This is a genomic window from Brevibacterium pityocampae (genome assembly GCF_039541555.1).
In the GTDB taxonomy this organism is placed as follows: Bacteria; Actinomycetota; Actinomycetes; order Actinomycetales; family Brevibacteriaceae; genus Brevibacterium; species Brevibacterium pityocampae.
The window spans coordinates 122,119-142,958 of sequence record NZ_BAABGL010000006.1 but is presented as its reverse complement, the minus strand read 5'-3'; the positions used below and the strand labels follow the sequence as shown (position 1 = coordinate 142,958).

The following is a 20,840-nucleotide window of genomic DNA, read 5'->3' as shown; positions in this document are numbered from 1 at the left end:
TGTCGTTTGATGTCCTGTGCGGTCGTTCGCATCATTCCACCAGGTGTCGACGCGGAGCACAAGAGCGTTGCCGGCCCTGTGGACGACGGCGTCCCACGGCGCCGCGCGGGAGAGGGTAAACTTGCTGAGCGAGGAATCATCCGCCATCGATCGAGCGAGAGAATGTCAACAGACTCAGAGAAGCGCCGCGGGCTGTTCAAGCGCAGGCCCAAGGATCCCAACAAGACCGGCCGCCTGGCCCAGATGAAGCAGGTCGTGCAGCTCGCCCGACGCCACAACCCGGCGTCCGTGTGGCTCATGGCTGCGGCGATCGTCGGCTGCATCGGCCTCGGCGTCATCGCCGGGTTCGTGTTCGGTGCGATGTGGCTGTGGGTGATCTTCGGTCTGCTCCTCGGCGTGTTCCTCGCCCTGTTCATGCTCGGTCGCTTCGCGGAGACCGCCGCGTTCGAGGAGATGCGCGGCCAGCCGGGTTCGATCGGCGCGGTCCTCAACACCGCCCGGCGCGGCTGGCTCATGGACGAGCAGCCGATCGCTGTCGACCCGCGGACCCGGGACCTCGTCTACCGCTCGACCGGCAAGGGCGGAGTGATCCTGTTCAGCGAGGGCCCGAAGAACCGCTCGGCCAAGATGCTCGCCAAGGAGAAGAAGCGCCACGAGCGCGTGCTGCCCAATGTGCCGATCCATACCTTCCAGGGCGGCGAGGGCGATGAGCAGATCCCGATGAGCCGCATCGTCAAGACCGTCCACCAGGTGCCGCGGCCGCTCAACAAGGCCGAGGTGCTCGCCGTGCGCAAGCGGCTCACCGCACTCGGCTCGATGACCACGCGCCCGCCGATCCCCAAGGGCATCGACCCGATGCGGGCCCGGCCGGACCGCAAGGCGCTGCGCGGCCGCTGAGGCCGGGCCGCAGGCGCCCACCCGCGCAACGGAGGCCGGGGTACGACGGGGACGTCGGCCCCGGCCTCCGGCGTGGATGACCTCCGGCGCGAATGCTGCAGGTGAGGGTGGGCCGCGGGGCCACGGATCAGCACCCGGATCGATCGCACCGGCCGCCGGTGGTCCCCGGCGCCACGGCTCAGCGGCGGACGATCACCGTGCGCGCCGCGACGTCGTGGAAGCCGCGGTTGTCGACGTTGCTGATGAGTGCGGGGACGACGGGCAGCAGCAGCGCGGTCCGGATGAGACCGGCGAGCAGTCCCGGTGCGCGGCCGGCGAGATTCATCACGCGCACGCCGAACGCCCAGTGCCCCACCGTCATGCCGAGGGTGGAGACGAGGACGAGGTTCTCGACCGCGAAGATCGAGAGGATCGCCAGCGGGTGCGCGTCGAAGAGGAACGCGGCGATCGCGTAGCACATCGCCCAGTCGAGGAGGACTCCGAGGAGGCGTCGGCCGAGCGGCGCGATGGAGCCGGGGCCCGCTTCCGGCAGGCCGAGATTCTTCCCCGGCCAGTAGTCGGCGGGGGCGCTGAACTGGGGGCCGTCGAGCCAGGAGCCGAGGTCGTCGCGATCGATCACACCTACCAGGGTACCGGCCCACGGCGTGTAACACGCTCGAAACACGGGCGATACCGCGGATTCACGCCGCCCACTAGACTGAGGGTATGACGTCGCGGCAATCCTGCCGCAGCGTCCTCCCAGCCCGACACCAGGAGTGAGCTTGTTCTCCACATCTTCCGAACTCGTGTCCTATCTCAGGGACAACGACGTCCAGTTCGTCGACATCCGGTTCTGCGATCTCCCCGGAGTGGTCCAGCACTTCAACCTCCCGGCCTCCGCCTACGGCGAGGACGAGATCAACGACGGCCTGCTGTTCGACGGTTCGTCGATCACCGGATTCCAGGGGATCCACGAGTCGGACATGAAGCTCCTCGCCGACGTCTCCTCGGCCTTCATCGATCCGTACCGCGATGCGAAGACCCTCGTAGTCAACCACTCCATCGTCGACCCGTTCACCGATGAGCCGTACTCGCGCGATCCGCGCCAGGTCGCCGCCAAGGCCGAGGCCTACCTCAAGAGCACCGGCATCGCCGACACCGTCAACGTCGGCGCCGAAGCGGAGTTCTACCTCTTCGACAGCATCCAGTACCAGAACGACCCGGGTCACGGCTTCTTCAAGATCGACTCCGAGGAGGCGGCCTGGAACACCGGTCGCGAGGAGCTCGGGGGCAACCTCGGCTACAAGACCCCCTACAAGGGCGGCTACTTCCCGGTGTCCCCCTCCGACCACTTCGCCGATGTGCGCGACGCCATCTCGCTCACCCTGCAGGAGCTCGGCTTCGAGGTCGAGCGCGCCCACCATGAGGTCGGCACCGCGGGCCAGCAGGAGATCAACTACAAGTTCGATTCCCTCAAGAAGGCCGGCGACCAGCTGCTCGACTTCAAGTACGTCGTGAAGAACACCGCCTGGGAGTTCGGCAAGTCGGCGACCTTCATGCCGAAGCCCCTGTTCGGCGACAACGGCTCGGGCATGCACTGCCACCAGTCGCTGTGGAAGGACGGCGAGCCGCTGTTCTACGACGAGAACGGCTACGCGGGTCTGTCCGACCTCGCCCGCTGGTACATCGGCGGTCTGATCGAGCACGCCGGTGCGGTCCTCGCGTTCACCAACCCGACGATCAACTCCTACCGCCGCCTGGTCCCCGGGTACGAGGCGCCCGTCAACCTCGTGTACTCGGCCCGCAACCGCTCGGCCGCGATCCGCATCCCGGTCACCGGCTCCTCGCCCAAGGCCAAGCGCCTCGAGTTCCGCGTGCCGGACCCGTCGTGCAACCCGTACCTCGCCTTCTCCGCCCAGCTCATGGCCGGACTCGACGGGATCAAGAACCGGATCGAGCCGCCGGAGCCGATCGACAAGGACCTCTACGAGCTTCCGCCGGAGGAGCTCGGCGACATCAAGCTCGTGCCGAACTCGCTCGACGAGGCGCTCGACGAGCTCGAGGCCGATCACGACTTCCTCACCGCCGGGGACGTCTTCACCGATGACCTCATCGAGACCTGGATCCGGATCAAGCGCGAGGAGGAGATCGAGGTCGCCCGCCTCCGTCCGACCCCGACCGAGTTCGAGCTCTACTACTCGATCTGATCGACCGGAACGGTCACCGGCACCCTGCCGATGACCGTCCGCACCGAGGGGGAGCATCCGTGCGGATGCTCCCCCTCGGTGCGTCCTAGACTGGGGCCATGACCCACTACGACCTCCTCATCATCGGCACCGGCTCCGGGAACTCGATCGTCGACGAGCGCTTCGACTGCCTCCGGGTGGCGATCGCAGAGGCCGGCCTGTTCGGCGGCACCTGCCTCAACGTCGGCTGCATCCCAACGAAGATGTTCGTCCACACCGCCGACCTCGCCGCGGCCGCCGCGGACTCCTCGGCCTTCGGGATCCGCACCTCCTTCGGCGGTGCCGACTGGCCGGCGATCCGCGACCGCGTCTTCGGCCGGATCGACCCGATCGAGGCCGGCGGCCGGGAGTACCGGACCAACCGGCAGCCGAACGTCACCGTCTACCCCGAACACGTCCGGTTCACCGGCCCGAAGTCCTTCACCACGGCGTCCGGCACGGAGTTCACCGCCGACCGGGTGGTCCTCGCCGCCGGCTCCCGCGCGCAGATCCCCGCCCTGCCGGGCATCGACACCGACCGCGTCGACACCCCCGGCTATCCCGTCATGACGAACGACACCGTCATGCGGATGAGCGCGCTGCCGGAGACCATGACGATCGTCGGCGGCGGGTTCATCGCCGCCGAGTTCGCCCACGTGTTCTCGGCCCTCGGTGTCGACGTCACCGTGCTCGTGCGCGGCGAGGGGCTGCTCACCGCCGCCGATGCCACCGTCACCGAGCGCTTCACCCGCGCCTTCTCCGCCCACCACCGGGTGCACCTCGGGACGCAGATCCGGCAGGCCGAGGTGTCCGCGGACGGCGTCCGGCTCCAGCTCGAGGCCTCCGGCCGGGTTCCCGACTCCCCCGTCCCGGACGACATCACCACCGACGTCGTGCTGCTCGCCACCGGCCGGGTGCCGAACATCGACGGCCTCGGCCTCGATGCGGCCGGCATCGACGTCGTCGCCGGACGCGTGGCCGTCGACGACCACCAGCGCGTGCTCTCCGACGGTGCTCCCCTGCCCGGGGTGTTCGCGCTCGGCGACATCAGCTCGCCGCACCTCCTCAAGCACGTCGCGAATCACGAGGCGCGGATCGTGCAGGCGAACCTCCTCGCCGACATCGCCGCGGGCGCCCCGGGCGCTGCACCGGACTCCGCGCTCGAGACGACGAACCACCGCGCGGTGCCCGCCGCGGTGTTCTCCCGCCCGCAGGTCGCCTCCGTGGGCGCGACCGAGGATGCCGTCCGCGCCTCGGGTGCGGAGTACACGGTGAAGATCCAGGAGTACGCCGACGTCGCCTACGGCTGGGCGCTCGAGGACACCACCGGGTTCGTCAAGATCATCGCCGACCGCAGCACCCGACAGATCCTCGGCGCGCACCTCATGGGCGATGAGGCGTCGATGATCGTGCAGCCGCTCATCCAGGCGATGGCCTTCGGCCTGCCGGCGGACCGGATGGCCCGGGAGCAGTACTGGATCCACCCCGCCCTGCCGGAGGCGGTGGAGAACGCCCTGCTCGGCCTCGAGTTCACCGACTGACGGGCTCAGTCGTCGTCATCATCGTCATCGTCGTCGTCATCGTCGTCGTCCCAGTCGTCATCGTCCCAGTCGTCGTCATCGTCATCCCCTCCGCCGCCGGGCGCGCGCGGGGGCGGAGCGACCTCCTGCGGGGCGGATCCGCCTCCGCCGCCGCTGCTCGATCCCCCGCCGGAGCCGCCGCTGCCGGAACCTCCGCCCCCGGAGCTCTCGCGCTCGGGTGCGGGCTGCCTGCGCTCGACCTGGAACTCCGGCCGCTCGGCCTCGCCCGCCGGGGGTGCCGCGGATTCCGAGGGGTCGAGACCGGCCTCCCCCTCCGCGCCCTCGGCGGCCTCGGTCTCCCCTGCACCGGCGTCCTGCGAGTTGCCGACGATCGGTTCGCTCTGGGAATCCGTCGGGGACATCGAATCCGTCACCCACAGCCCGATCCCGGCCATGAGGGCGAGCATCAGGGCGCCGATGGTGATCAGGGTGCGCACGGGTTCCGCCTTCCTCCTACGAATGTCTCCATGGTCCCGGCCAGGGATGAGCCGCGGATGAGTCGCGTAGGAGAAATCTCTCATCCGCCCCGGTGCGGCCCGGGGCCGGTGTCCGGGTCACGCGGGCTCCTCAGCCGACCGGCGGATCCTGAAGCATCCGGTAGCCCAGGCCGCGCACCGTCTCGATCGATTCCGCGCCGAACTTCTGGCGCAGGTACCGCACGTAGACCTCGACGACGTTCGACCGGCCGTCGGAGTCGGGCCCCCACACCCGCTCGAGGATCTGGTCGCGCGAGAGCACCGTGCCGGCATGGGTGACGAAGAGCTCCGCGAGCATGAACTCCCGGGCCGACAGGTCCACCCGCCGATCCCCGACCATCGCGGTGCGGGCGTGCGCATCGAGCTCGATCGCCCCGGCACGCAGGGGGAGCGCCTCCGCCGCCGGCGCCGCCTCCGCCCGGTGCTACTGGTGGTCGCGCAGGCGGAGCTCCACCCGTGCGACGAGCTCGGAGACCTGGAACGGCTTCGCCAGGTAGTCGTCGGCTCCCCCGGTGAGACCGTGCACGGTGTCCTCGCTCGAGGTCCGTGCGGTGCACATGATGACCGGCGTGGTGTTCTTCGACTCCCGCAGCGCGGCGAGGATCGCGAAGCCGTCGATCGTCGGCAGCCCGACGTCGAGCACGATGAGATCGTACGCCCCGTGGAGCGCGGACTGGAGGGCGAACATGCCGTCGGCGGCGACGTCGGAGGTGTGCCCGGCCTTCGTCAGGCCCTTGGCGATGAAGCGGGCGATGTTCGCCTCGTCCTCGGCGATCAGGATGTGTGCCATGGTGCCGGCTCCGTTCTCCAGGGGGTGCGGGGGATGACGATGGTGAATGCGGCGCCGTGTCCGGGCCGGGACTCGAGGTCGACCCAGCCGCCGTGCGCGTGGGCGATCGCGGCGACGATCGCGAGCCCGAGGCCGGAGCCCTCGGTGCCGCCGCTGCCGGATCCGCGGCGGAACCGGTCGAAGATGTGCGGCTGCTCCTCGTACGGGATGCCGGGGCCGTCGTCGGCCACGCGGAACAGCACCGCCGGCCCGGCCTCGGGGTGGGTGGCCGGGGACGAGGTGGCCGCAGCCGAGATCACCACGCTCGATTCCGGCGGGGTGTGGTTCACCGCGTTGCGGCACAGCTGGAGCAGGGCCTGCGCGATCCGCTGCCGGTCGATGACCATCTCCTGATCGACGGAGGTGGCGACGGTGAATCGCTGCGGGCCCAGGCTCGAGGCCTTCGCGGCGACCTCGCTGACGATCGACGCCGCAGACTCCGGGCCGATCCGGATGAAGTCGGCGTGCCCGGCTGCGGCGAGGAGCGAGAGGTCGGCGACGATGCGGCTCATCCGGTCGACCTCGTCGAGCACGAGGTCACGGGTCTCGACGACGTCGGCCGGATCGGTCTCGTCGACGACCTCGAGGTTGCCGCGGATGATCGTCAGCGGCGTCTTGAGCTCGTGCCCGGCGTCGGACAGGAAGCGCCGCTGCTCCTCGATCCCGTCCTGCACCCGGTCGAGCATCGAATTGAAGTTCGCGCCCAGCCGGTCGATCTCGTCGCCGGTGCCGGTCACCGCGACGCGCGCGCTGAGATCGTTCGCGTCGGCCCTCCCGGCGACCTCGTTGATCTCGTGTACCGGACGCAGCATCCGCGCCATCACCCCGGCGCCGAGCACCCCGACGAGGAGGAGCGTGAACAGACTGACCCCGGCGTAGATCCAGGCGCCCTGTGCGACCTCGTCGTAGAACCGTCCGAGGTCGTAGGCGATGATGAAGTAGCCCTGCGACTCGTCGCCGGGCACGGTGACCGGGACGATCGCCACCCGCATGAGCTCGGACTCGTAGGACACGTCGGTGGTGACGGTCCGGTCAGGGGTCCTGCGGCTCTCGATCTCTGCCAGCAGCGCCGGATGGGTGATGTCGACGGTGCGCTCCCCGGCCGGCACGTACACGATCTCGCCGTCGATCATCGCGGCGAAGGATTCGTGCGCGCCCGGCACGTCGGCGGTCATCGCGGCGTAGAGCAGCTCGGTGAGCGATTCGAAGGGCACGCCCTCGGCGTCGCCGGCCGCGGAGAGGGTGCGGAGGTCGGCGATCTCGTCGTCGAGCTCGTTGTTCGCCCGGTCGGAGGCGCTCTTGGCCTGGACGCGAAGCTCAGGCCGCCGGCGATGAGCAGGCCGGCGAAGATCGTGAAGAGCACGACGAGGAGGGTGCGGCCCCGGAACGAGCTCGCCGATTCCCGCAGCCGCGCCCGCATCGTCAGCGCAGCAGGGACTCGTACACCTGCACGGTCTCACGGCCGATCTGCTCCCAGGAGAAGGTGTCGACGGCACGCTGCCGGCCCCGCCTGCCCATCTCGCGGGCGCGGTCGGGGTCGGAGACCATGCGGGTGAGGCCCTCGGCGAGGTCCCGGACGAACGCCTCGGGATCCTTCGGGGTGCCGGTCCCGTCGTCGAGCTGATCGATGGGCACGATGATCCCGGTGTCGCCGTCGAGCACGACCTCGGGGATCCCTCCGGTCGCGGTGCCCACGACCGGCGCGCCGCAGGCCATCGCCTCGAGGTTGACGATGCCGAGCGGCTCGTAGACGCTCGGGCACACGAAGGTCGTCGCGTGTGTGAGGAGCTGGGTGAGCTTCTCCCGCGGCAGCACGGTGTCGATGAAGACGACGCCGGAGCGGGTCTCCTGCAGCTCGGCGACGAGCCCGGCCACCTCCTGGGCGATCTCCGGGGTGTCCGGTGCGCCTGCGCAGAGCACCACCTGGACGTCCTCGGGCAGCAGGGCGACGGCGCGCAGCAGGTAGGGCAGGCCCTTCTGCCGGGTCACCCGGCCGACGAACACGACGCTCGGACGCCGCGGGTCGATGCCGTACTCGTCGAGCACCGCGGTGTCCTCGTTCGGCTGCCAGGCGCTCGAGTCGATGCCGTTGTAGACGACGCGCACCTTCCCGGGGTCGATCTGCGGGTAGACGCGCAGGATGTCGCGCTTCATGCCCTCGGACACGGCGATGACGCCGGCGGAGTGCTCGTAGGCGGTGCGCTCGGCCCACGAGGAGATCGCGTAGCCGCCGCCGAGCTGCTCGGCCTTCCACGGCCGCAGGGGCTCGAGGGAGTGCGCGGACAGCACGTGCGGGATGTCGTACATGAGGGAGGCGAGGTGGCCGGCCATGTTCGCGTACCAGGTGTGGGAGTGCACGAGGTCGGCCCCGGCGATCCCGGCGATCATCGACAGGTCGACGCCGAGCGTGCGGATCGCGGCATTCTGGTCGGCCAGCGCCGACAGCTCTGGGTAGCCGGTGGCATAAGGGATGTCGCGCCGGTCGCCGAAGGCGTGGACGCGCACGTCGATGAGCATCGCGAGGACGGCGCTGAGCTCGGCGACGTGGACGCCGGCACCGCCGTAGACCTCGGGCGGGAATTCCTTGGACACGATGTCTGTACGCACGCCCCAATCTAATCACGGACCACCTGCGGGCGTGAGCGGCGCCGGAGCGCAGGGCGTTCGCTGTGGGGTGCGCTTGCGGGCGAACCGCAGGTCACAGGGAGTGTTGGCGTGGGCGGGGCGAGCGAATAGAGTGAGAAGTGCCCGCTCGACCTCCATCGGAGAAGGACTGCGAATGTCGGATCCCCGCGTACTGTCCATCGTCCTCGCCGGTGGCGAGGGCAAGCGACTGCAGCCGCTGACCTATGACCGCGCCAAGCCCGCAGTCCCGTTCGCCGGCAGCTACCGGCTCATCGACTTCGTCCTGTCGAACCTCGTGAACTCCGGCCTGCGCGAGGTCGTCGTGCTCACGCAGTACAAGTCGCACTCGCTCGACCGGCACATCTCCGAGACCTGGCGGTTCTCCTCCCTGCTCGGCAACTACATCGCCTCCGTGCCCGCCCAGCAGCGGGTGGGCAAGCGCTGGTTCCAGGGCAGCGCCGACGCGATCTTCCAGAGCCTCAACCTGATCTTCGACGCCAAGCCCGACATCGTCGCGGTGCTCGGCGCTGACCACGTGTACCGGATGGACTTCCGGCAGATGATCGACGCCCACCTGGAATCCGGCCTGCCCGCGACCGTCGCCGGCGTCCGGCAGCCGGTGGCCCTGTCCAAGCAGTTCGGGGTCATCGAGACCGTCGAGGACGACCCGAGCCGGATCTCCGCCTTCGTCGAGAAGCCGGCCTCGACCCCCGGCCTGCCCGACTCCCCCGGCGAGTTCCTCGCCTCGATGGGCAACTACGTGTTCGATGCGCAGGCGCTCATCGACGCGGTCGTCTCCGATTCCAAGGACGACTCCTCCTCCCACGACATGGGCGGGGACATCATCCCCTCGTTCGTGTCCCGCGGCGAGGCCGGCGTGTACGACTTCGCGAACAACGTCATCCCCGGGTCCGGGAGCAAGGATCACGGCTACTGGCGGGACGTCGGGACGATCGACTCGTTCTACGACGCCCACATGGACCTCATCGCCCCGGTCCCGTCGTTCGACCTGTACAACATGCGCTGGCCGATCTACACCCGCCACACGGTGCTGCCGCCGGCGAAGTTCGTCCACGACATCGACCACCAGCCCGGTCGCGCCGTCGATTCGATCGTCTCCCCCGGCGTCGTGATCTCCGGCGGCTACGTCGAGGGTTCGGTGATCTCCCAGGGGGTGACCGTCGACTCGCTCGCGGCGGTGTCCGCCTCGGTCGCCATGGACAATGTGCGGATCGACCGCGGCGCGCGGGTGCACCGGGCGATCCTCGACAAGAACTCGGTGGTGCCGCCCGGCGAGACCGTGGGGCTGTTCCCCGAGGTCGACCGGCGACGCGGCTTCACCGTCACCGACAGCGGGCTCACGGTCGTGCCGAAGAACCACACCGTCAACGACGACCCGTTCGACGACGCCCCGCGACTCCATCCCTGAGTGCGGCCCTTCCCCTGAGTGTGGTGCGGCCCCACCCCTGAGTGCGGCTCAGTCGAACTCGTAGAACAGCCGCTCCATGACCTTGCGCGCACGCCGGGTCGCCCCGAGGTACTCCTCCGCGAGCCGCTGCGCGCTGCCCGGCCGGTAGCCCATGAGTCGGGCGGCGGCCTCGAGTTCGGTGTGGTCGGCGGGCAGCGCAGCGGCGGTGCGGCCGCGGAACAGCATCACCGCCGACCGCAGCGCGGTCGCCATCGACCAGGCGGTCTCGAGCGTCCGCGCATCGTCCTCCCCCGCGAGCCCGGCATCCACCGCGGCGTGGAGCGCCCCGAGCGTCGAGGTGGTCCGCAGGCCGGGATGATCCGCCGCATGGCGGAGCTGCAGGAGCTGCACCGTCCATTCGACGTCGGACAGCCCGCCGCGGCCGAGCTTGATGTGCCGCTTGGGGTCCGCCCCGCGCGGCAGCCGCTCGCTCTCCATCCGGGCCTTGAGCCGGCGCATCTGCCGCAGCGATGACACCGGGACCTCGCCGGGATAGCGCAGGGGGTCGATGAGCGCGTCGAACGCCTCGCGCAGCTCTCCCGAACCGGCGATCGGGCGGGCGCGCAGGAGCGCCTGCGCCTCCCAGGGCTCCGACCACTTGGCATAGTAGCGGCGGTACGACTCGAGTCCGCGGACGAGCGGGCCGGACTTGCCCTCGGGCCGGAGGTCGGCGTCGATGTCGATCTCGAGGCTCGCGGATCCGGTGCCGCCGAGCGCGGAGGTGAGCGCCAGCGCCACCTTCTTCACGTGCGCCGTCAGACGCCCCGAGGCCTCGGAGTCGAGGTCGTCCACCAGCGGACGGTGGACGAACATCACGTCGGCATCGGAGAAGTAGCCGATCTCCGCCCCGCCGAGCCGGCCCATCGCGATCACCGCGAACTCGTAGTCGGGGACATCGGCCTCGGCGTCGAGCCCGGCGCGCACGGCGGACAGCGCGGCGTCGATCGTGATCTCCATGAGCTGGGAGAGGATGCCGGGGATCGCGGGGAGCTCGACGGCGTCGAGCACGTCGCCCAGCGCCGTGCGGAGCACCTCGCGGCTGTAGAGCGCACGGATCGGCTCGACCGCCTCGGCGCCGTGCCGCTCGAGGAGACCGGCGGCCTCCTGGCGCAGCGAGTCCACGCTGCGCGGCTGCAGGCGCTCCTGATCGTCGAGCCAGGCGGCGGCCGCGGGATTGTGGAGCAGGAGGCCGGTGGCGAACTCCGACAGGGAGAGCACCTGTGCCATGGACCGCGCGGCGACCCCGGAGTCGCGGAGCAGCTTGAGGTACCAGTTCGACCCGGACAGGGACTCCGAGAGCCGCCGGAACGCGAGCAGGCCGGCATCGGGGTCGACGCCCTCGGAGAACCAGTCGAGGAGCGCGGGCAGCACCTGGCGGTGCACGACGGCGGCGCGGCTCACCCCGGAGGTCAGGGCGGCGATGTGGCCCATCGCGGCCTTCGTGCCCCGGTACCCGAACGCGGCCAGGCGGGCTCGAGCGGCCTCGGCGGACATCGCGGTGAGCGCGTCCTGCCCCGCGGCGGCCTCGAGGATCGGGCGGTAGAAGATCTGTTCGTGCAGGCCGCGCACCCGCTTGCTGTGGGCGGTGCGGTCGTCGGCCAGACGCCCCTCCGAGCGGTCGCCGAGCGCGTACACGCTGCGCGCGAGCGTGCGCAGCTTCGACTCCTGGTCGGGCAGCAGGGCGGTGCGCTGCATGCGGGGGATCTGCAGCCGGTGCTCGACGACCCGCATGAAGCGGTAGGCCTCGGCGAGATCGGCGGCATCGGCGGAGGCGATGTACCCGGTCTCGCCGAGCGCGGCGAGCACCCGCAGGGTGGTGGGGACGCGGATCCGGTCGTCGGCGAGACCGTGGACGAGCTGGAGGAGCTGGGCGGAGAACTCGACATCGCGCAGCCCGCCGGGGCCGAGCTTGATCTGCCGCTCGGTCTCCTTCTTGGGGATGAGGTCGACGACCCGCACCCGCATCGCGCGGACCTGTTCGATGAACCCATCGCGGCCGGAGGCGGTCCACACGTAGGGGTTGAGGGTGTCGTACCAGGCGGCGCCGAGTGAGGCGTCGCCGGCGATCGGGCGGGCCTTGAGCAGGGCCTGGAACTCCCAGTTGTGGGCGACCTCGGCGTAGTAGTGGTCGAACTCCTCGAGCTTGCGCACGAGCGGTCCGGCCTTGCCCTCCGGGCGGAGCGCGGCATCGAGCTCCCACAGCGCGGGCTCGGCCGCGGAGCCGCTGATGATCTCGACGAGCCGCAGCGCCAGGCGGGTCGCGGCCCGGGCTGCGGTGTCGTCGGGGGCCTCGCCGCGCGCGGCGTAGCAGAACACGACGTCGACGTCGCTGACGTAGTTGAGCTCGCGCGCCCCGCACTTGCCCATCCCGATGACGGCGAGCGAGGCGGTGTCGGCGTCCTCGGTCTCCGCGCGGGCGATCGTCAGACCGGCGTCGATCACCCCGGCGGCGAGGTCGCTCAGCAGCGCGGTGACGGATTCGACGATCGATGTCGGCTCGAGGGCGGCGAGGTCGTCGACGGTGACCTGGACGAGCAGGTCGCGGTAGCGGCGGCGCAGCGCGGCCACGGCCTCCTCCCCCGTCATCGTCGCGGTCGGGAGCTCGGCATCCGGATCAGCGCCGACGGCGGTGAACAGCGTCCGCCGCAGCGCGTCCGGTGCGGCGTCCTCGGAGCCGACGATGAGGTGGGTGTCCTCGCCGTTGAGCACGAACACCGAGTCCGGCCAGCGCACGAGGTGATCGATGCTCGCCTCCGAGGCGCCGGCGAGCAGGATGAGACGGGACAGGAAGGCCGGGGACCCGGCGAGGGCGGCACGCAGCCGATCCCCCTCCCCCTCGCGGGCCACCGCCTCGACGACCCGGAGGACGCCGAGCGCGGCGGCGTCGGGATCCGCCGCCGCACTGAGCAGGCCGGCGACGGCGGGGCCGGCGAGCACCTCGGCCCCGAGGAGCTCGTCCGCCTCGCCCATGAACCGCTGGGCCCGGGCGGACGTCCCCGCCCCGCCCGAGCGCGCCGGGTCGCCGCGTCGCGTGCGCATCAGGGTGCGGTGAAGTGCCGGCCGAGCTCGTACTCGGTGACCTGCGCACGGTAGTCGTTCCACTCCTCGCGCTTGTTGCGGAGGAAGAAGTCGAACACCTCCTCGCCCAGGGTCTCGGCGACGAGTTCGCTGTCCTCCATCCGTGCCAGCGCCTCGTCGAGGCTCGCCGGCAGCGCCTCGATGCCCATGGCGCGGCGCTCGTTGTCGCTGAGCGTCCACACGTTGTCCTCCGCCTCCTCGGGGAGCTCGTAGCCCTCCTCGATCCCCTTGAGCCCGGCGGCGAGCATGACGGAGTAGGCGAGGTACGGGTTGGCGGAGGAGTCGATGCCGCGATACTCGATGCGCGCCGACGAGGACTTCCCGGACTTGTACTGCGGCACCCGGATCAGCGCAGAGCGGTTCCGGTGGCCCCAGCAGATGTAGCTCGGCGCCTCGTGGCCGGTCCAGATCCGCTTGTAGGAGTTGACGTACTGGTTGGTCACGGCACTGATCTCCGCGGCGTGGCGGAGCAGGCCGGCGACGAACCGGCGGCCGGTCTGCGAGAGCTGGTACTCCCCTGCCGGCTCGTAGAAGGCGTTGCTCTCCCCCTCGAACAGCGACATGTGCGTGTGCATGCCGTTGCCGGGCCGGTCGGCGAGCGGCTTGGGCATGAAGGATGCGTAGACGCCCTGCTGCAGCGCCACCTCCTTGACGAGGGCCCGGAAGGTCATGACGTTGTCGGCCATGGTGAGGCCGTCGGCATAGCGCAGATCGATCTCGTTCTGGCCGGGGCCGGCCTCGTGGTGGGAGAACTCGACGGAGATCCCCATCGCCTCGAGCGTCTGCACGGCGGTCCGGCGGAAGTCGTTGGCGGTCCCGCCGTTGACGTGGTCGAAGTAGCCGGCGGTGTCGACGGGCACCGGCGGGCGGCCGCCGAGCTCCCCGGATTCGAAGAGGTAGAACTCGATCTCAGGGTGGACGTAGAAGGTGAAGCCGCGCTCACCCGCCCGATCCATGGTCCGGCGCAGCACGTTGCGGGCATCGGATGCCGCGGGATGGCCGTCGGGCGAGTAGATGTCGCAGAACATGCGGCCGGTGGGCTCCGACTCCCCGCGCCACGGCAGGAGCGAGAAGGTCGAGGGGTCGGGGCGCAGGACCATGTCGGACTCGAACACCCGGGAGAAGCCCTCGACGGAGCTGCCGTCGAACCCGATGCCCTCGCCGAATGCGCCCTCGAGCTCCGCCGGGACGATGGCGACGGACTTGAGCTGGCCGAGCACGTCGGAGAACCACAGCCGGATGAACCGGACGTCGCGGTCCTCGACGGTGCGGAGCACGAACTCCTGCTGGCGGTTCATGGATCCCATCAGGACTTCCAGTCCCGGTCCTCGGACTCCCAGTCCGCGGTGTTCTCCGCGGCCCGGGACAGCGCGTTCTGCGCCTCCTCGGCGGTGTCGTAGGGGCCCATCCGGTTCTCCCACGCGCTCGCGCGCCCCTTCTCCACCTGGTTCGTCTTGGTGTTGTACCAGAACTTCTCTGCACCGGCATCGGTGTTCGCGTCCGACATCTCGGGTCTCCTTCGGCTGCGGGGGTGCGGTGGGGCGGCTGCGCCCCCGGTCCGCACGCGGTTGGCGGGTTCCGCTCCCACCTTACCGCCGTGCCGGGCCGCGTCCCCGTCCCACCGTCTAAAGGTTTGCTCGGCCGACCTTTAGGGGCGTACAGTGTGGTGACCCGATACCCCGGCGGCGTACGCCGCCACCCCCGAGGGAGAGAATCGATGAAGGTCGCCGTCCCGACAGAGATCAAGAACAACGAGAACCGCGTGGCCATCACCCCCGCAGGCGTCCACACGCTCGTCGAGGGCGGCAACACCGTCGTCGTCCAGGCCGGCGCCGGCATCGGCTCCTCGATCAGCGACGAGGAGTACCGGGAGGCCGGCGCGGAGATCATCGAGGATCCCGCCGAGGTCTGGCAGGCCGGTGAGATGGTGCTCAAGGTCAAGGAGCCCATCGCCGAGGAGTACGGCCACCTGCGCGAGGACCTCATCCTCTTCACCTACCTCCACCTCGCCGCCGACGAGCCGCTCACCACTGCTCTGCGCGAGGCCGGCACCACGGCGATCGCCTATGAGACGGTGCAGCCCGAGGGCGGCGGTCTGCCGCTGCTCGCCCCGATGTCGGAGATCGCCGGCCGGCTGTCGACCCAGGTCGGAGCCCACACGCTCCTCAAGGCCAACGGCGGTCGCGGCATCCTGCTCGCCGGCGTGCCCGGGGTCCGCCGCGGCCGCGTCACCGTGATCGGCGCCGGAGTCGCCGGCACGAACGCCGCCCGCATCGCCATGGGGATGGGCGCCGAGGTCGAGATCATCGACATCAACGCCCAGCGGCTGCGTCACCTCGACGAGATCTACGGTGCGAGCCTGCAGACCACGGTGTCGAACCCCTACGAGATCGCCCGTGCCCTCGAGACCTCCGACCTCGTCATCGGCTCCGTGCTCATCCCCGGCAAGCGCGCCCCCAAGCTCGTCACCGATGAGATGGTGCAGGGCATGCGGCGCGGTTCCGTGCTCGTCGACATCGCGATCGACCAGGGCGGCTGCTTCGAGAACTCGAAGCCCACGACCCACGACGATCCGACGTTCCCGGTGCACGACTCGGTCTACTACTGCGTGGCGAACATGCCCGGCGCGGTGCCGAACACCGCGACCAAGGCCCTGACGAACGCGGTCATGCCCTACGCCGCCCGGATCGCGAGGTCCGGCTGGCGCGAGGCGCTGGTGGCCGACCCGGCGCTCGCCCGCGGCCTCAACGTCCAGGCCGGGAAGGTGACGAACGAGAACGTCGCCGAGGCGTTCGGTCTCGAGCACATCACGCCGGCCGAGGCGATCGACGCCTGAGCACGGCCCTCTGGCTGCGCCCAGCGGCGGCCCGGAGAGCTTCGGCTCCCGGGCCGCCGGCGTGCGCGGGCGCCCCTGTGAGCAGCCGAGAGCGGGCGGGCCGCCGGCGTGCTCGCGCGGGAGCGGGCCGTCAGCCGGCCATCATCGTCGTCGCCCGGAAGTGCTCCTCGCACAGCCGGCCGGCGGCAGGGCCGTCGCCGTCGCGGATCGCCTCGACGATCGCCGAGTGGTCGGCGCAGGCGCGGGCGAAGAGCTCCGGCGAGAACGGATCGTGGCGGAAGCCGGTGTTGATCCGCCGGTCGAGATCGGTGACGATCCGCACGATCTCCGGGTTGTGCCCGGCGAGGGCCACGGCGTGGTGGAAGCGGGCGTCGGCGAGCCGGGCCCCCGCGGCATCGGCCTGGGCGGCGTAGGCCTCGGCGAGCCCGGCGATCTCCTCGGCCTCGGCCGCGGTGCGCCGCTGCGCGGCGAGCAGCGCGGCCCGGTTCTGGACCACGGCGCGCGCGTCGAGCAGGTCGATGCGGGTGCGGTGGAACTCCTGCAGGCGGTCCTCGATCCCGGCCAGTGCCCGGGAGTCCCATTCGGCGACGAAGGTGCCGCCGCCCCGCCCGCGCCGGCGCACGATGAAGCCGCCGCGCTCGAGCCGGTCGAGGGCCGCGCGGACGGAGGACCGTGACACCTGCATCGCCGCGGCGAGCTCACGCTCCGGCGGCAGCGCCGAACCCACCGGGAGGGCGCCGACGGCGATCGAGGACATGATGTGGTCGGCGATCTGCTGGGGCGCGCTCGTCATCACGACGACGTCCCCCAGACCGTCGCCCAGACCGGACAGCGGTGTGCTCATGCGACCTCCTCGGGAACCTCCATCCTAGTCCCGCACCGCGGACTGCGGACCGGGCCGGACGCCGATTAGACTGGCCGCATCATGACATCACACGCGCCGCTGGGCACCCTCACACCAGGAACCGTCTCCCCCGTCCGCAGCGTCCCCGCCGACATCCCGCGTCCGGAGTACGTGGGCCGTGCGGTGCCGGACGAGGGACGCGGCGGGGACCACTACACGCCGGAGGAGATCGAGCGCATCCGGGCGGCCGGCCGGATCGCCGGCAACGCGCTCGCCGAAGCCGGTCGCGCCATCGTCCCCGGCGTCACCACCGACGAGCTCGACCGGATCGCCCACGAGTACCTCTGCGACCACGGCGCCTACCCGTCCTGCCTCGACTACCGCGGCTTCCCCAAGTCGATCTGCACCTCGATCAACGAGGTGATCTGCCACGGCATCCCGGATTCCACCGTCCTGCAGGACGGGGACATCATCAATCTCGACATCACCGCGTACAAGGACGGGATGCACGGGGACACGAACTACACCTTCTGCGTCGGCGAGGTCGACGAGGAGTCCCGGCTGCTCGTCGAGCGCACGTACGAGGCCACGATGCGCGGGATCAAGGCGGTGAAGCCGGGACGCGAGATCAACGTCATCGGCCGCGTCATCGAGAAGTACGCCGGACGGTTCGGATACGGCGTCGTGCGCGACTACACCGGGCACGGGGTGGGCCGCGAGTTCCACTCCGGCCTCATCGTCCCCCACTACGACGCCGCGCCGGCCCACAACGAGGTCATGGAGCCGGGCATGGTGTTCACCATCGAGCCGATGCTCAATCTCGGCACCGAGAAGTGGGAGTCCTGGGACGACGACTGGACCATCGTCACCGCCGACCGGAAGCGCTCCGCACAGTTCGAGCACACCCTCGTCGTCACCGAATCCGGTGCCGACATCCTCACCCTGCCCGACGAGTCCACCGCGATCTTCCACGGCCCGGCGGCCTGACGCCGCCCCACGAGCCCGACCCGTTCCCCGAAAGGCGGATCATGACCGACTTCCTCCACTCCGACACCCCCTACGGCATCGGCATCGACATCGGCGGCACCGGGATCAAGGTCGGCCTCGTGTCCCTCGTCGACGGCACCCTGCCGTTCAAGCGCGTGCGCGTGCTCACCCCCAAGCCCGCCACCCCGGAGGCGGTCGTGGGTGCGGTGGCCGATGCCGTCGACCAGGTGGTCGACAAGGCCGTGCGCAAGAAGGTCGTGCCGGACGCCGCGGCGCTCGCCCGGCTGCCGCTCGGCGTCGCCTTCCCCGGCGTCGTCAAGGAGGGCACGGTGCTGTTCTGCCCGAACCTCGACCAGAGCTGGATCGGCGAGCACCTGCCCGAGGCGATCACCCGGGCCACCGGCCGCAGCTGCTTCGTCATGAACGACGCCGATGCCGCCGGATTGGCTGAGATGACCTTCGGCGCCGGGCGGGGCCACCGCAAGCAGACGGTGATCATGACGACGCTCGGCACGGGGATCGGCACCGCGCTGTTCCACGATGCGGTGCTCGTGCCGTTCACCGAGCTCGGTCACCTCGAGATGAACGGGGCGGATGCGGAGACGCAGGCGGCGGAATCCGTCAAGGTCCGCGAGGGGCTCGAGTACGCCGAGTGGGCGCAGCGTCTGCAGCAGTACTACTCGATGCTCGAGATGCTCTTCACCCCGGACCTGTTCATCGTCGGCGGTGGGATCTCGAAGAGCCACGAGCAGTTCCTGCCGCTGCTTCGGCTGCGCGCGGAGATCGTGCCGGCCGAGCTCCGCAACGACGCCGGCACGGTGGGTGCGGCGTATCTCGCGGCCAACGGGGGCCGGGCGAAGGTGCGCAAGCACAAGGGGTGAGGACAGGCCGCCTGTACGCCGGGTTCTGTCCACGGGCCGGTTGCCCGGACACCGTTCGACGGTCATCTGTCTAGGGCCGCCGTTGCCGACGGCCTCGAGCGATCCACCCGACAGCTCGGGCGAGCAGCCCTCGGACGCTGTCTGTCTGATCTTGCTCCCAGCGGGGTTTACCCAGCGATTCCGGTCACCCGGAACCCTGGTGGTCTCTTACACCACCGTTTCACCCTTACCGGCCTGCACCAGGCAGGCAGGCGGTCTGCTCTCTGTTGCACGTGCCCGCGGGTCGCCCCGGGTGGGTGTTACCCACCGCTGTGCTCTGCGGAGCCCGGACGTTCCTCGTCAGCGTTCCCGCTGCCGCGACCGTCCGGCGACCTGTCCTCGATCACCCAGTGTAGTCGCAGGCGGCCCGAGCCCGGGCCACGCCGTCCTCGCTGACCATAACCCCGGGTCAGGGGGCGGCTGGGCGGCCTCTAGGATGGTGGACCGTGATCATCCTCCTCCCGCCCTCCGAGGGCAAGACGCCCGCCGCGACCGGACCGCGCCTCGACCTCGTCGCGCTCAGCCTGCCGGAGCTCACCGGCGCCCGCGCCGAGGTGCTCGACGCGCTCGCCGAGGTGTCCGCCGCCCCGGATGCGCTCGACCGGCTGGGCGTCGGGGCGGGCATCGCCGAGGACGTCGCCCGCAACACGCGGCTCACCGAGATCCCCTGCGCGCCGGCGCTCGACACCTACTCCGGAGTGCTCTACTCGGCGCTCGGCCGGCTCACCCCGACGGCGCGTGCCCGGCTCGGGCACGTCTGGGTATCCTCGGCGTTGTTCGGGATCGTCGCCGCACTCGACCCGATCCCCGCCTACCGCCTGTCGATGAAGACCCGGCTCTCCGGCCAGGTGCTCTCCACCTGGTGGCGCACCCGCCTCACACCGGTGCTGGATGACGAGTTCGCCGGGCAGCTCGTCCTCGACTGCCGCTCGACGGAGTACCGGAAGTCGTGGCCGGGCCCGCCGGAGCGCACCGCCGTCGTCGACGTGTACACCGAGTCCCGGGGCCGGCGCACCGTGGTCTCGCACAACGCCAAGCACACGCGCGGAGAGCTCGTCGGCCGCCTGCTGCGCTCCCGGGCCGCGCTGCCGGAGGACTTCCGCGGCCTCGTCACGGCGGCGAAGCGGTACCACGCGGTCGAGTTCACTCCCCCACAGGGCCGGCAGCCGGCCCGGCTCGACATCATCCTGCCCGGCTGAGGCGCCGGAGCGGGGCGGGCCTCCGGACGACGGCGGGTTCCGGGTGCAGTCCGGTGCGGATACCAGCGAGTAACCGCACTGCAGTGGCTGTTGAGTGCCAGAACCGCACTGAGGTGGCTCCGGAACCGGCGCTTCGCACCGCGGCCGTCCAGCTGGTCCGTGCCGTCAGCCCAGCGGCGTGACGAGGAGCGTCTCGCAGGAGTCGCATTCGACGACCGTGCCGGGCTCGGAACCGGAGAGCGCATCGCGGGCGACGCCGCTGAGCTCGTCGCCGCAGGCGCCGCAGGTGCCGTGAGCGAGCACTGCGGCACCGATCTGGCCCGCGGTCTCCTTCGCGCTCAGCCGCTGCCGGATGTCGGCCGGGAGCTTCTCCGCCGTGCCGGCGCGCTCGGCTTCGAGCTCCGCGGCCTCGGCGGCGAGCTCCTCGGCGCGTGCCTTGCGCTCGGCCTGGAGGTCCTTGCCGCGGGCGGCGATCGCCGCGCCCTCCTGCCGCAGGTCCCGGATCTCCGCGTCCTGCTCCTCGACCGTGCCGAGCGAGGTGAGCTGGTCCTCCTCGACCGTCTCCCGCGCGGTCTTCGCGGTCTCGATGTCGCCCTGGAGCGCCACGAGGTCGCGGGAGGTCAGCCCCTCACCCGAGGCCAGGCGGGACTCCATCCGCTCGATCGTCGCCCCGCGGGCGGCGACGTCGGTCTCGAGCGCGGTAGCGCGCTCGGACTCCGCGGTGCGGGTCGCCTCGAGGGCGGCGATGCGCTCGGCGTTGGCCTTGTGCTCGGCGGCGAGCCCGCGCAGCTGTTCGAGGAGCTCGGTCTGCTTCGCGGCGTGGACGTTCTTCCGCAGGCGGGCGGACAGATCGATCCAGTCGAGGAGGGCGCGGTGTTCGGTGTCGGTGAGCGGCAT

General features: G+C 70.8%; 19 protein-coding genes and 1 other RNA gene. 8 read left to right on the top strand and 12 right to left on the bottom strand.

What is annotated here, in order from left to right; all coding sequences use genetic code 11:
* Positions 1 to 162 precede the first annotated feature (162 nt).
* The gene (locus tag ABD883_RS06770; RefSeq protein WP_137319635.1) at positions 163 to 897 is read left to right on the top strand and encodes a DUF4191 domain-containing protein; all 735 of its coding nucleotides are present in this window, start codon (positions 163 to 165) and stop codon (positions 895 to 897) included.
* A gap of 178 nt (positions 898 to 1,075) precedes the next feature.
* On the opposite strand, the gene ABD883_RS06765 is transcribed toward ABD883_RS06770, so the two are convergent.
* Positions 1,076 to 1,516, bottom strand: a complete 441-nt coding sequence (locus ABD883_RS06765) for an RDD family protein (protein WP_247619066.1) — start codon at positions 1,514 to 1,516, stop codon at positions 1,076 to 1,078.
* Positions 1,517 to 1,658: 142 nt separating this feature from the next.
* Here ABD883_RS06765 and glnA point away from each other — a divergent pair, with 142 nt between their 5' ends.
* On the top strand, positions 1,659 to 3,083 hold the full coding sequence (gene glnA / locus ABD883_RS06760) for a type I glutamate--ammonia ligase (protein ID WP_247619065.1): 1,425 nt from the start codon (positions 1,659 to 1,661) through the stop codon (positions 3,081 to 3,083).
* A 98-nt stretch (positions 3,084 to 3,181) separates the two neighbouring features.
* Positions 3,182 to 4,642 carry a mycothione reductase gene (locus ABD883_RS06755; protein WP_345030946.1) on the top strand — a complete coding sequence of 487 codons (1,461 nt, stop codon included), beginning with the start codon at positions 3,182 to 3,184 and terminating at the stop codon, positions 4,640 to 4,642.
* 5 nt (positions 4,643 to 4,647) lie between these two features.
* Here the strand turns inward: ABD883_RS06755 and ABD883_RS06750 are convergent, their stop codons facing one another.
* The 5 genes from ABD883_RS06750 to glgA all read right to left on the bottom strand — a co-directional run bounded on the left by ABD883_RS06750 (position 4,648) and on the right by glgA (position 8,593).
* The gene (locus tag ABD883_RS06750) at positions 4,648 to 5,118 is read right to left on the bottom strand and encodes a hypothetical protein (protein ID WP_345030943.1); all 471 of its coding nucleotides are present in this window, start codon (positions 5,116 to 5,118) and stop codon (positions 4,648 to 4,650) included.
* A 130-nt stretch (positions 5,119 to 5,248) separates the two neighbouring features.
* The gene (locus ABD883_RS06745) at positions 5,249 to 5,479 is read right to left on the bottom strand and encodes a winged helix-turn-helix domain-containing protein (protein ID WP_345030940.1); all 231 of its coding nucleotides are present in this window, start codon (positions 5,477 to 5,479) and stop codon (positions 5,249 to 5,251) included.
* Between the two features lie 102 nt (positions 5,480 to 5,581).
* Positions 5,582 to 5,947, bottom strand: a complete 366-nt coding sequence (locus tag ABD883_RS06740; RefSeq protein ID WP_345030937.1) for a response regulator transcription factor — start codon at positions 5,945 to 5,947, stop codon at positions 5,582 to 5,584.
* Positions 5,932 to 7,200 carry a sensor histidine kinase gene (locus ABD883_RS06735; protein WP_345030934.1) on the bottom strand — a complete coding sequence of 423 codons (1,269 nt, stop codon included), beginning with the start codon at positions 7,198 to 7,200 and terminating at the stop codon, positions 5,932 to 5,934. Before ABD883_RS06735 ends, ABD883_RS06740 begins: the two co-directional genes overlap by 16 nt.
* 208 nt (positions 7,201 to 7,408) lie before the next feature.
* A complete protein-coding gene (gene glgA / locus ABD883_RS06730; RefSeq protein ID WP_295688068.1) occupies positions 7,409 to 8,593 on the bottom strand; it encodes a glycogen synthase in 1,185 nt (394 codons plus the stop codon).
* A 172-nt stretch (positions 8,594 to 8,765) separates the two neighbouring features.
* On the opposite strand from glgA, the gene glgC reads away from it, so the two are divergent.
* Complete coding sequence (glgC, locus tag ABD883_RS06725) at positions 8,766 to 10,040, top strand: glucose-1-phosphate adenylyltransferase (protein WP_137319627.1); 1,275 nt, start codon at positions 8,766 to 8,768, stop codon at positions 10,038 to 10,040.
* 48 nt (positions 10,041 to 10,088) lie between these two features.
* Here glgC and ABD883_RS06720 read toward each other — a convergent pair whose 3' ends face one another.
* From ABD883_RS06720 to ABD883_RS06710, 3 genes are read right to left on the bottom strand one after another with little or no spacing between them, the layout of a single operon-like run.
* Entirely contained in the window at positions 10,089 to 13,118 is a 3,030-nt protein-coding gene (locus ABD883_RS06720) for a bifunctional [glutamine synthetase] adenylyltransferase/[glutamine synthetase]-adenylyl-L-tyrosine phosphorylase (RefSeq protein ID WP_295688073.1), read from the bottom strand.
* Complete coding sequence (locus tag ABD883_RS06715) at positions 13,118 to 14,455, bottom strand: glutamine synthetase family protein (RefSeq protein WP_137320473.1); 1,338 nt, start codon at positions 14,453 to 14,455, stop codon at positions 13,118 to 13,120. The genes ABD883_RS06720 and ABD883_RS06715 overlap by 1 nt, the downstream gene beginning before the upstream one ends.
* Positions 14,456 to 14,463: 8 nt before the next feature.
* Positions 14,464 to 14,664: a hypothetical protein gene (locus ABD883_RS06710; protein ID WP_137319625.1), complete on the bottom strand. Its 201-nt coding sequence runs from the start codon at positions 14,662 to 14,664 to the stop codon at positions 14,464 to 14,466.
* Positions 14,665 to 14,874: 210 nt separating this feature from the next.
* Here ABD883_RS06710 and ald point away from each other — a divergent pair, with 210 nt between their 5' ends.
* Positions 14,875 to 15,993 carry an alanine dehydrogenase gene (gene ald, locus ABD883_RS06705; RefSeq protein ID WP_345030924.1) on the top strand — a complete coding sequence of 373 codons (1,119 nt, stop codon included), beginning with the start codon at positions 14,875 to 14,877 and terminating at the stop codon, positions 15,991 to 15,993.
* Between the two features lie 130 nt (positions 15,994 to 16,123).
* Here the strand turns inward: ald and ABD883_RS06700 are convergent, their stop codons facing one another.
* Entirely contained in the window at positions 16,124 to 16,837 is a 714-nt protein-coding gene (locus tag ABD883_RS06700; protein ID WP_137319623.1) for a FadR/GntR family transcriptional regulator, read from the bottom strand.
* Positions 16,838 to 16,918: 81 nt separating this feature from the next.
* Here ABD883_RS06700 and map point away from each other — a divergent pair, with 81 nt between their 5' ends.
* Positions 16,919 to 17,824 (top strand): type I methionyl aminopeptidase, encoded by a 906-nt coding sequence (map, locus tag ABD883_RS06695; RefSeq protein ID WP_265809294.1) that lies wholly within the window; start codon positions 16,919 to 16,921, stop codon positions 17,822 to 17,824.
* 41 nt (positions 17,825 to 17,865) lie between these two features.
* A complete protein-coding gene (gene ppgK / locus ABD883_RS06690; protein ID WP_137319621.1) occupies positions 17,866 to 18,705 on the top strand; it encodes a polyphosphate--glucose phosphotransferase in 840 nt (279 codons plus the stop codon).
* Here the strand turns inward: ppgK and rnpB are convergent.
* Positions 18,704 to 19,081, bottom strand: an RNA gene (gene rnpB / locus ABD883_RS06685) — RNase P RNA component class A. The genes ppgK and rnpB overlap by 2 nt on opposite strands.
* Positions 19,082 to 19,190: 109 nt before the next feature.
* Here rnpB and ABD883_RS06680 point away from each other — a divergent pair.
* Positions 19,191 to 19,943: a YaaA family protein gene (locus tag ABD883_RS06680; protein ID WP_345030916.1), complete on the top strand. Its 753-nt coding sequence runs from the start codon at positions 19,191 to 19,193 to the stop codon at positions 19,941 to 19,943.
* Between the two features lie 165 nt (positions 19,944 to 20,108).
* Here the strand turns inward: ABD883_RS06680 and ABD883_RS06675 are convergent, their stop codons facing one another.
* On the bottom strand, positions 20,109 to 20,840 hold the full coding sequence (locus ABD883_RS06675; RefSeq protein WP_345030914.1) for a CT398-like coiled coil hairpin domain-containing protein: 732 nt from the start codon (positions 20,838 to 20,840) through the stop codon (positions 20,109 to 20,111).

Excerpts from the sequence above, each read along its gene's own strand:
- ABD883_RS06720 (WP_295688073.1), bottom strand. The coding sequence starts at position 13,118 with ATGCGCACGCGACGCGGCGACCCGGCGCGCTCGGGCGGGGCGGGGACG.
- ABD883_RS06675 (WP_345030914.1), bottom strand. The coding sequence starts at position 20,840 with ATGCCGCTCACCGACACCGAACACCGCGCCCTCCTCGACTGGATCGAT.
- ABD883_RS06770 (WP_137319635.1), top strand. The coding sequence starts at position 163 with ATGTCAACAGACTCAGAGAAGCGCCGCGGGCTGTTCAAGCGCAGGCCC.
- glgC (WP_137319627.1), top strand. The coding sequence starts at position 8,766 with ATGTCGGATCCCCGCGTACTGTCCATCGTCCTCGCCGGTGGCGAGGGC.
- ABD883_RS06700 (WP_137319623.1), bottom strand. The coding sequence starts at position 16,837 with ATGAGCACACCGCTGTCCGGTCTGGGCGACGGTCTGGGGGACGTCGTC.
- ABD883_RS06740 (WP_345030937.1), bottom strand. The coding sequence starts at position 5,947 with ATGGCACACATCCTGATCGCCGAGGACGAGGCGAACATCGCCCGCTTC.
- ABD883_RS06755 (WP_345030946.1), top strand. The coding sequence starts at position 3,182 with ATGACCCACTACGACCTCCTCATCATCGGCACCGGCTCCGGGAACTCG.
- ABD883_RS06715 (WP_137320473.1), bottom strand. The coding sequence starts at position 14,455 with ATGAACCGCCAGCAGGAGTTCGTGCTCCGCACCGTCGAGGACCGCGAC.
- ppgK (WP_137319621.1), top strand. The coding sequence starts at position 17,866 with ATGACCGACTTCCTCCACTCCGACACCCCCTACGGCATCGGCATCGAC.
- ABD883_RS06710 (WP_137319625.1), bottom strand. The coding sequence starts at position 14,664 with ATGTCGGACGCGAACACCGATGCCGGTGCAGAGAAGTTCTGGTACAAC.
- ald (WP_345030924.1), top strand. The coding sequence starts at position 14,875 with ATGAAGGTCGCCGTCCCGACAGAGATCAAGAACAACGAGAACCGCGTG.
- map (WP_265809294.1), top strand. The coding sequence starts at position 16,919 with ATGACATCACACGCGCCGCTGGGCACCCTCACACCAGGAACCGTCTCC.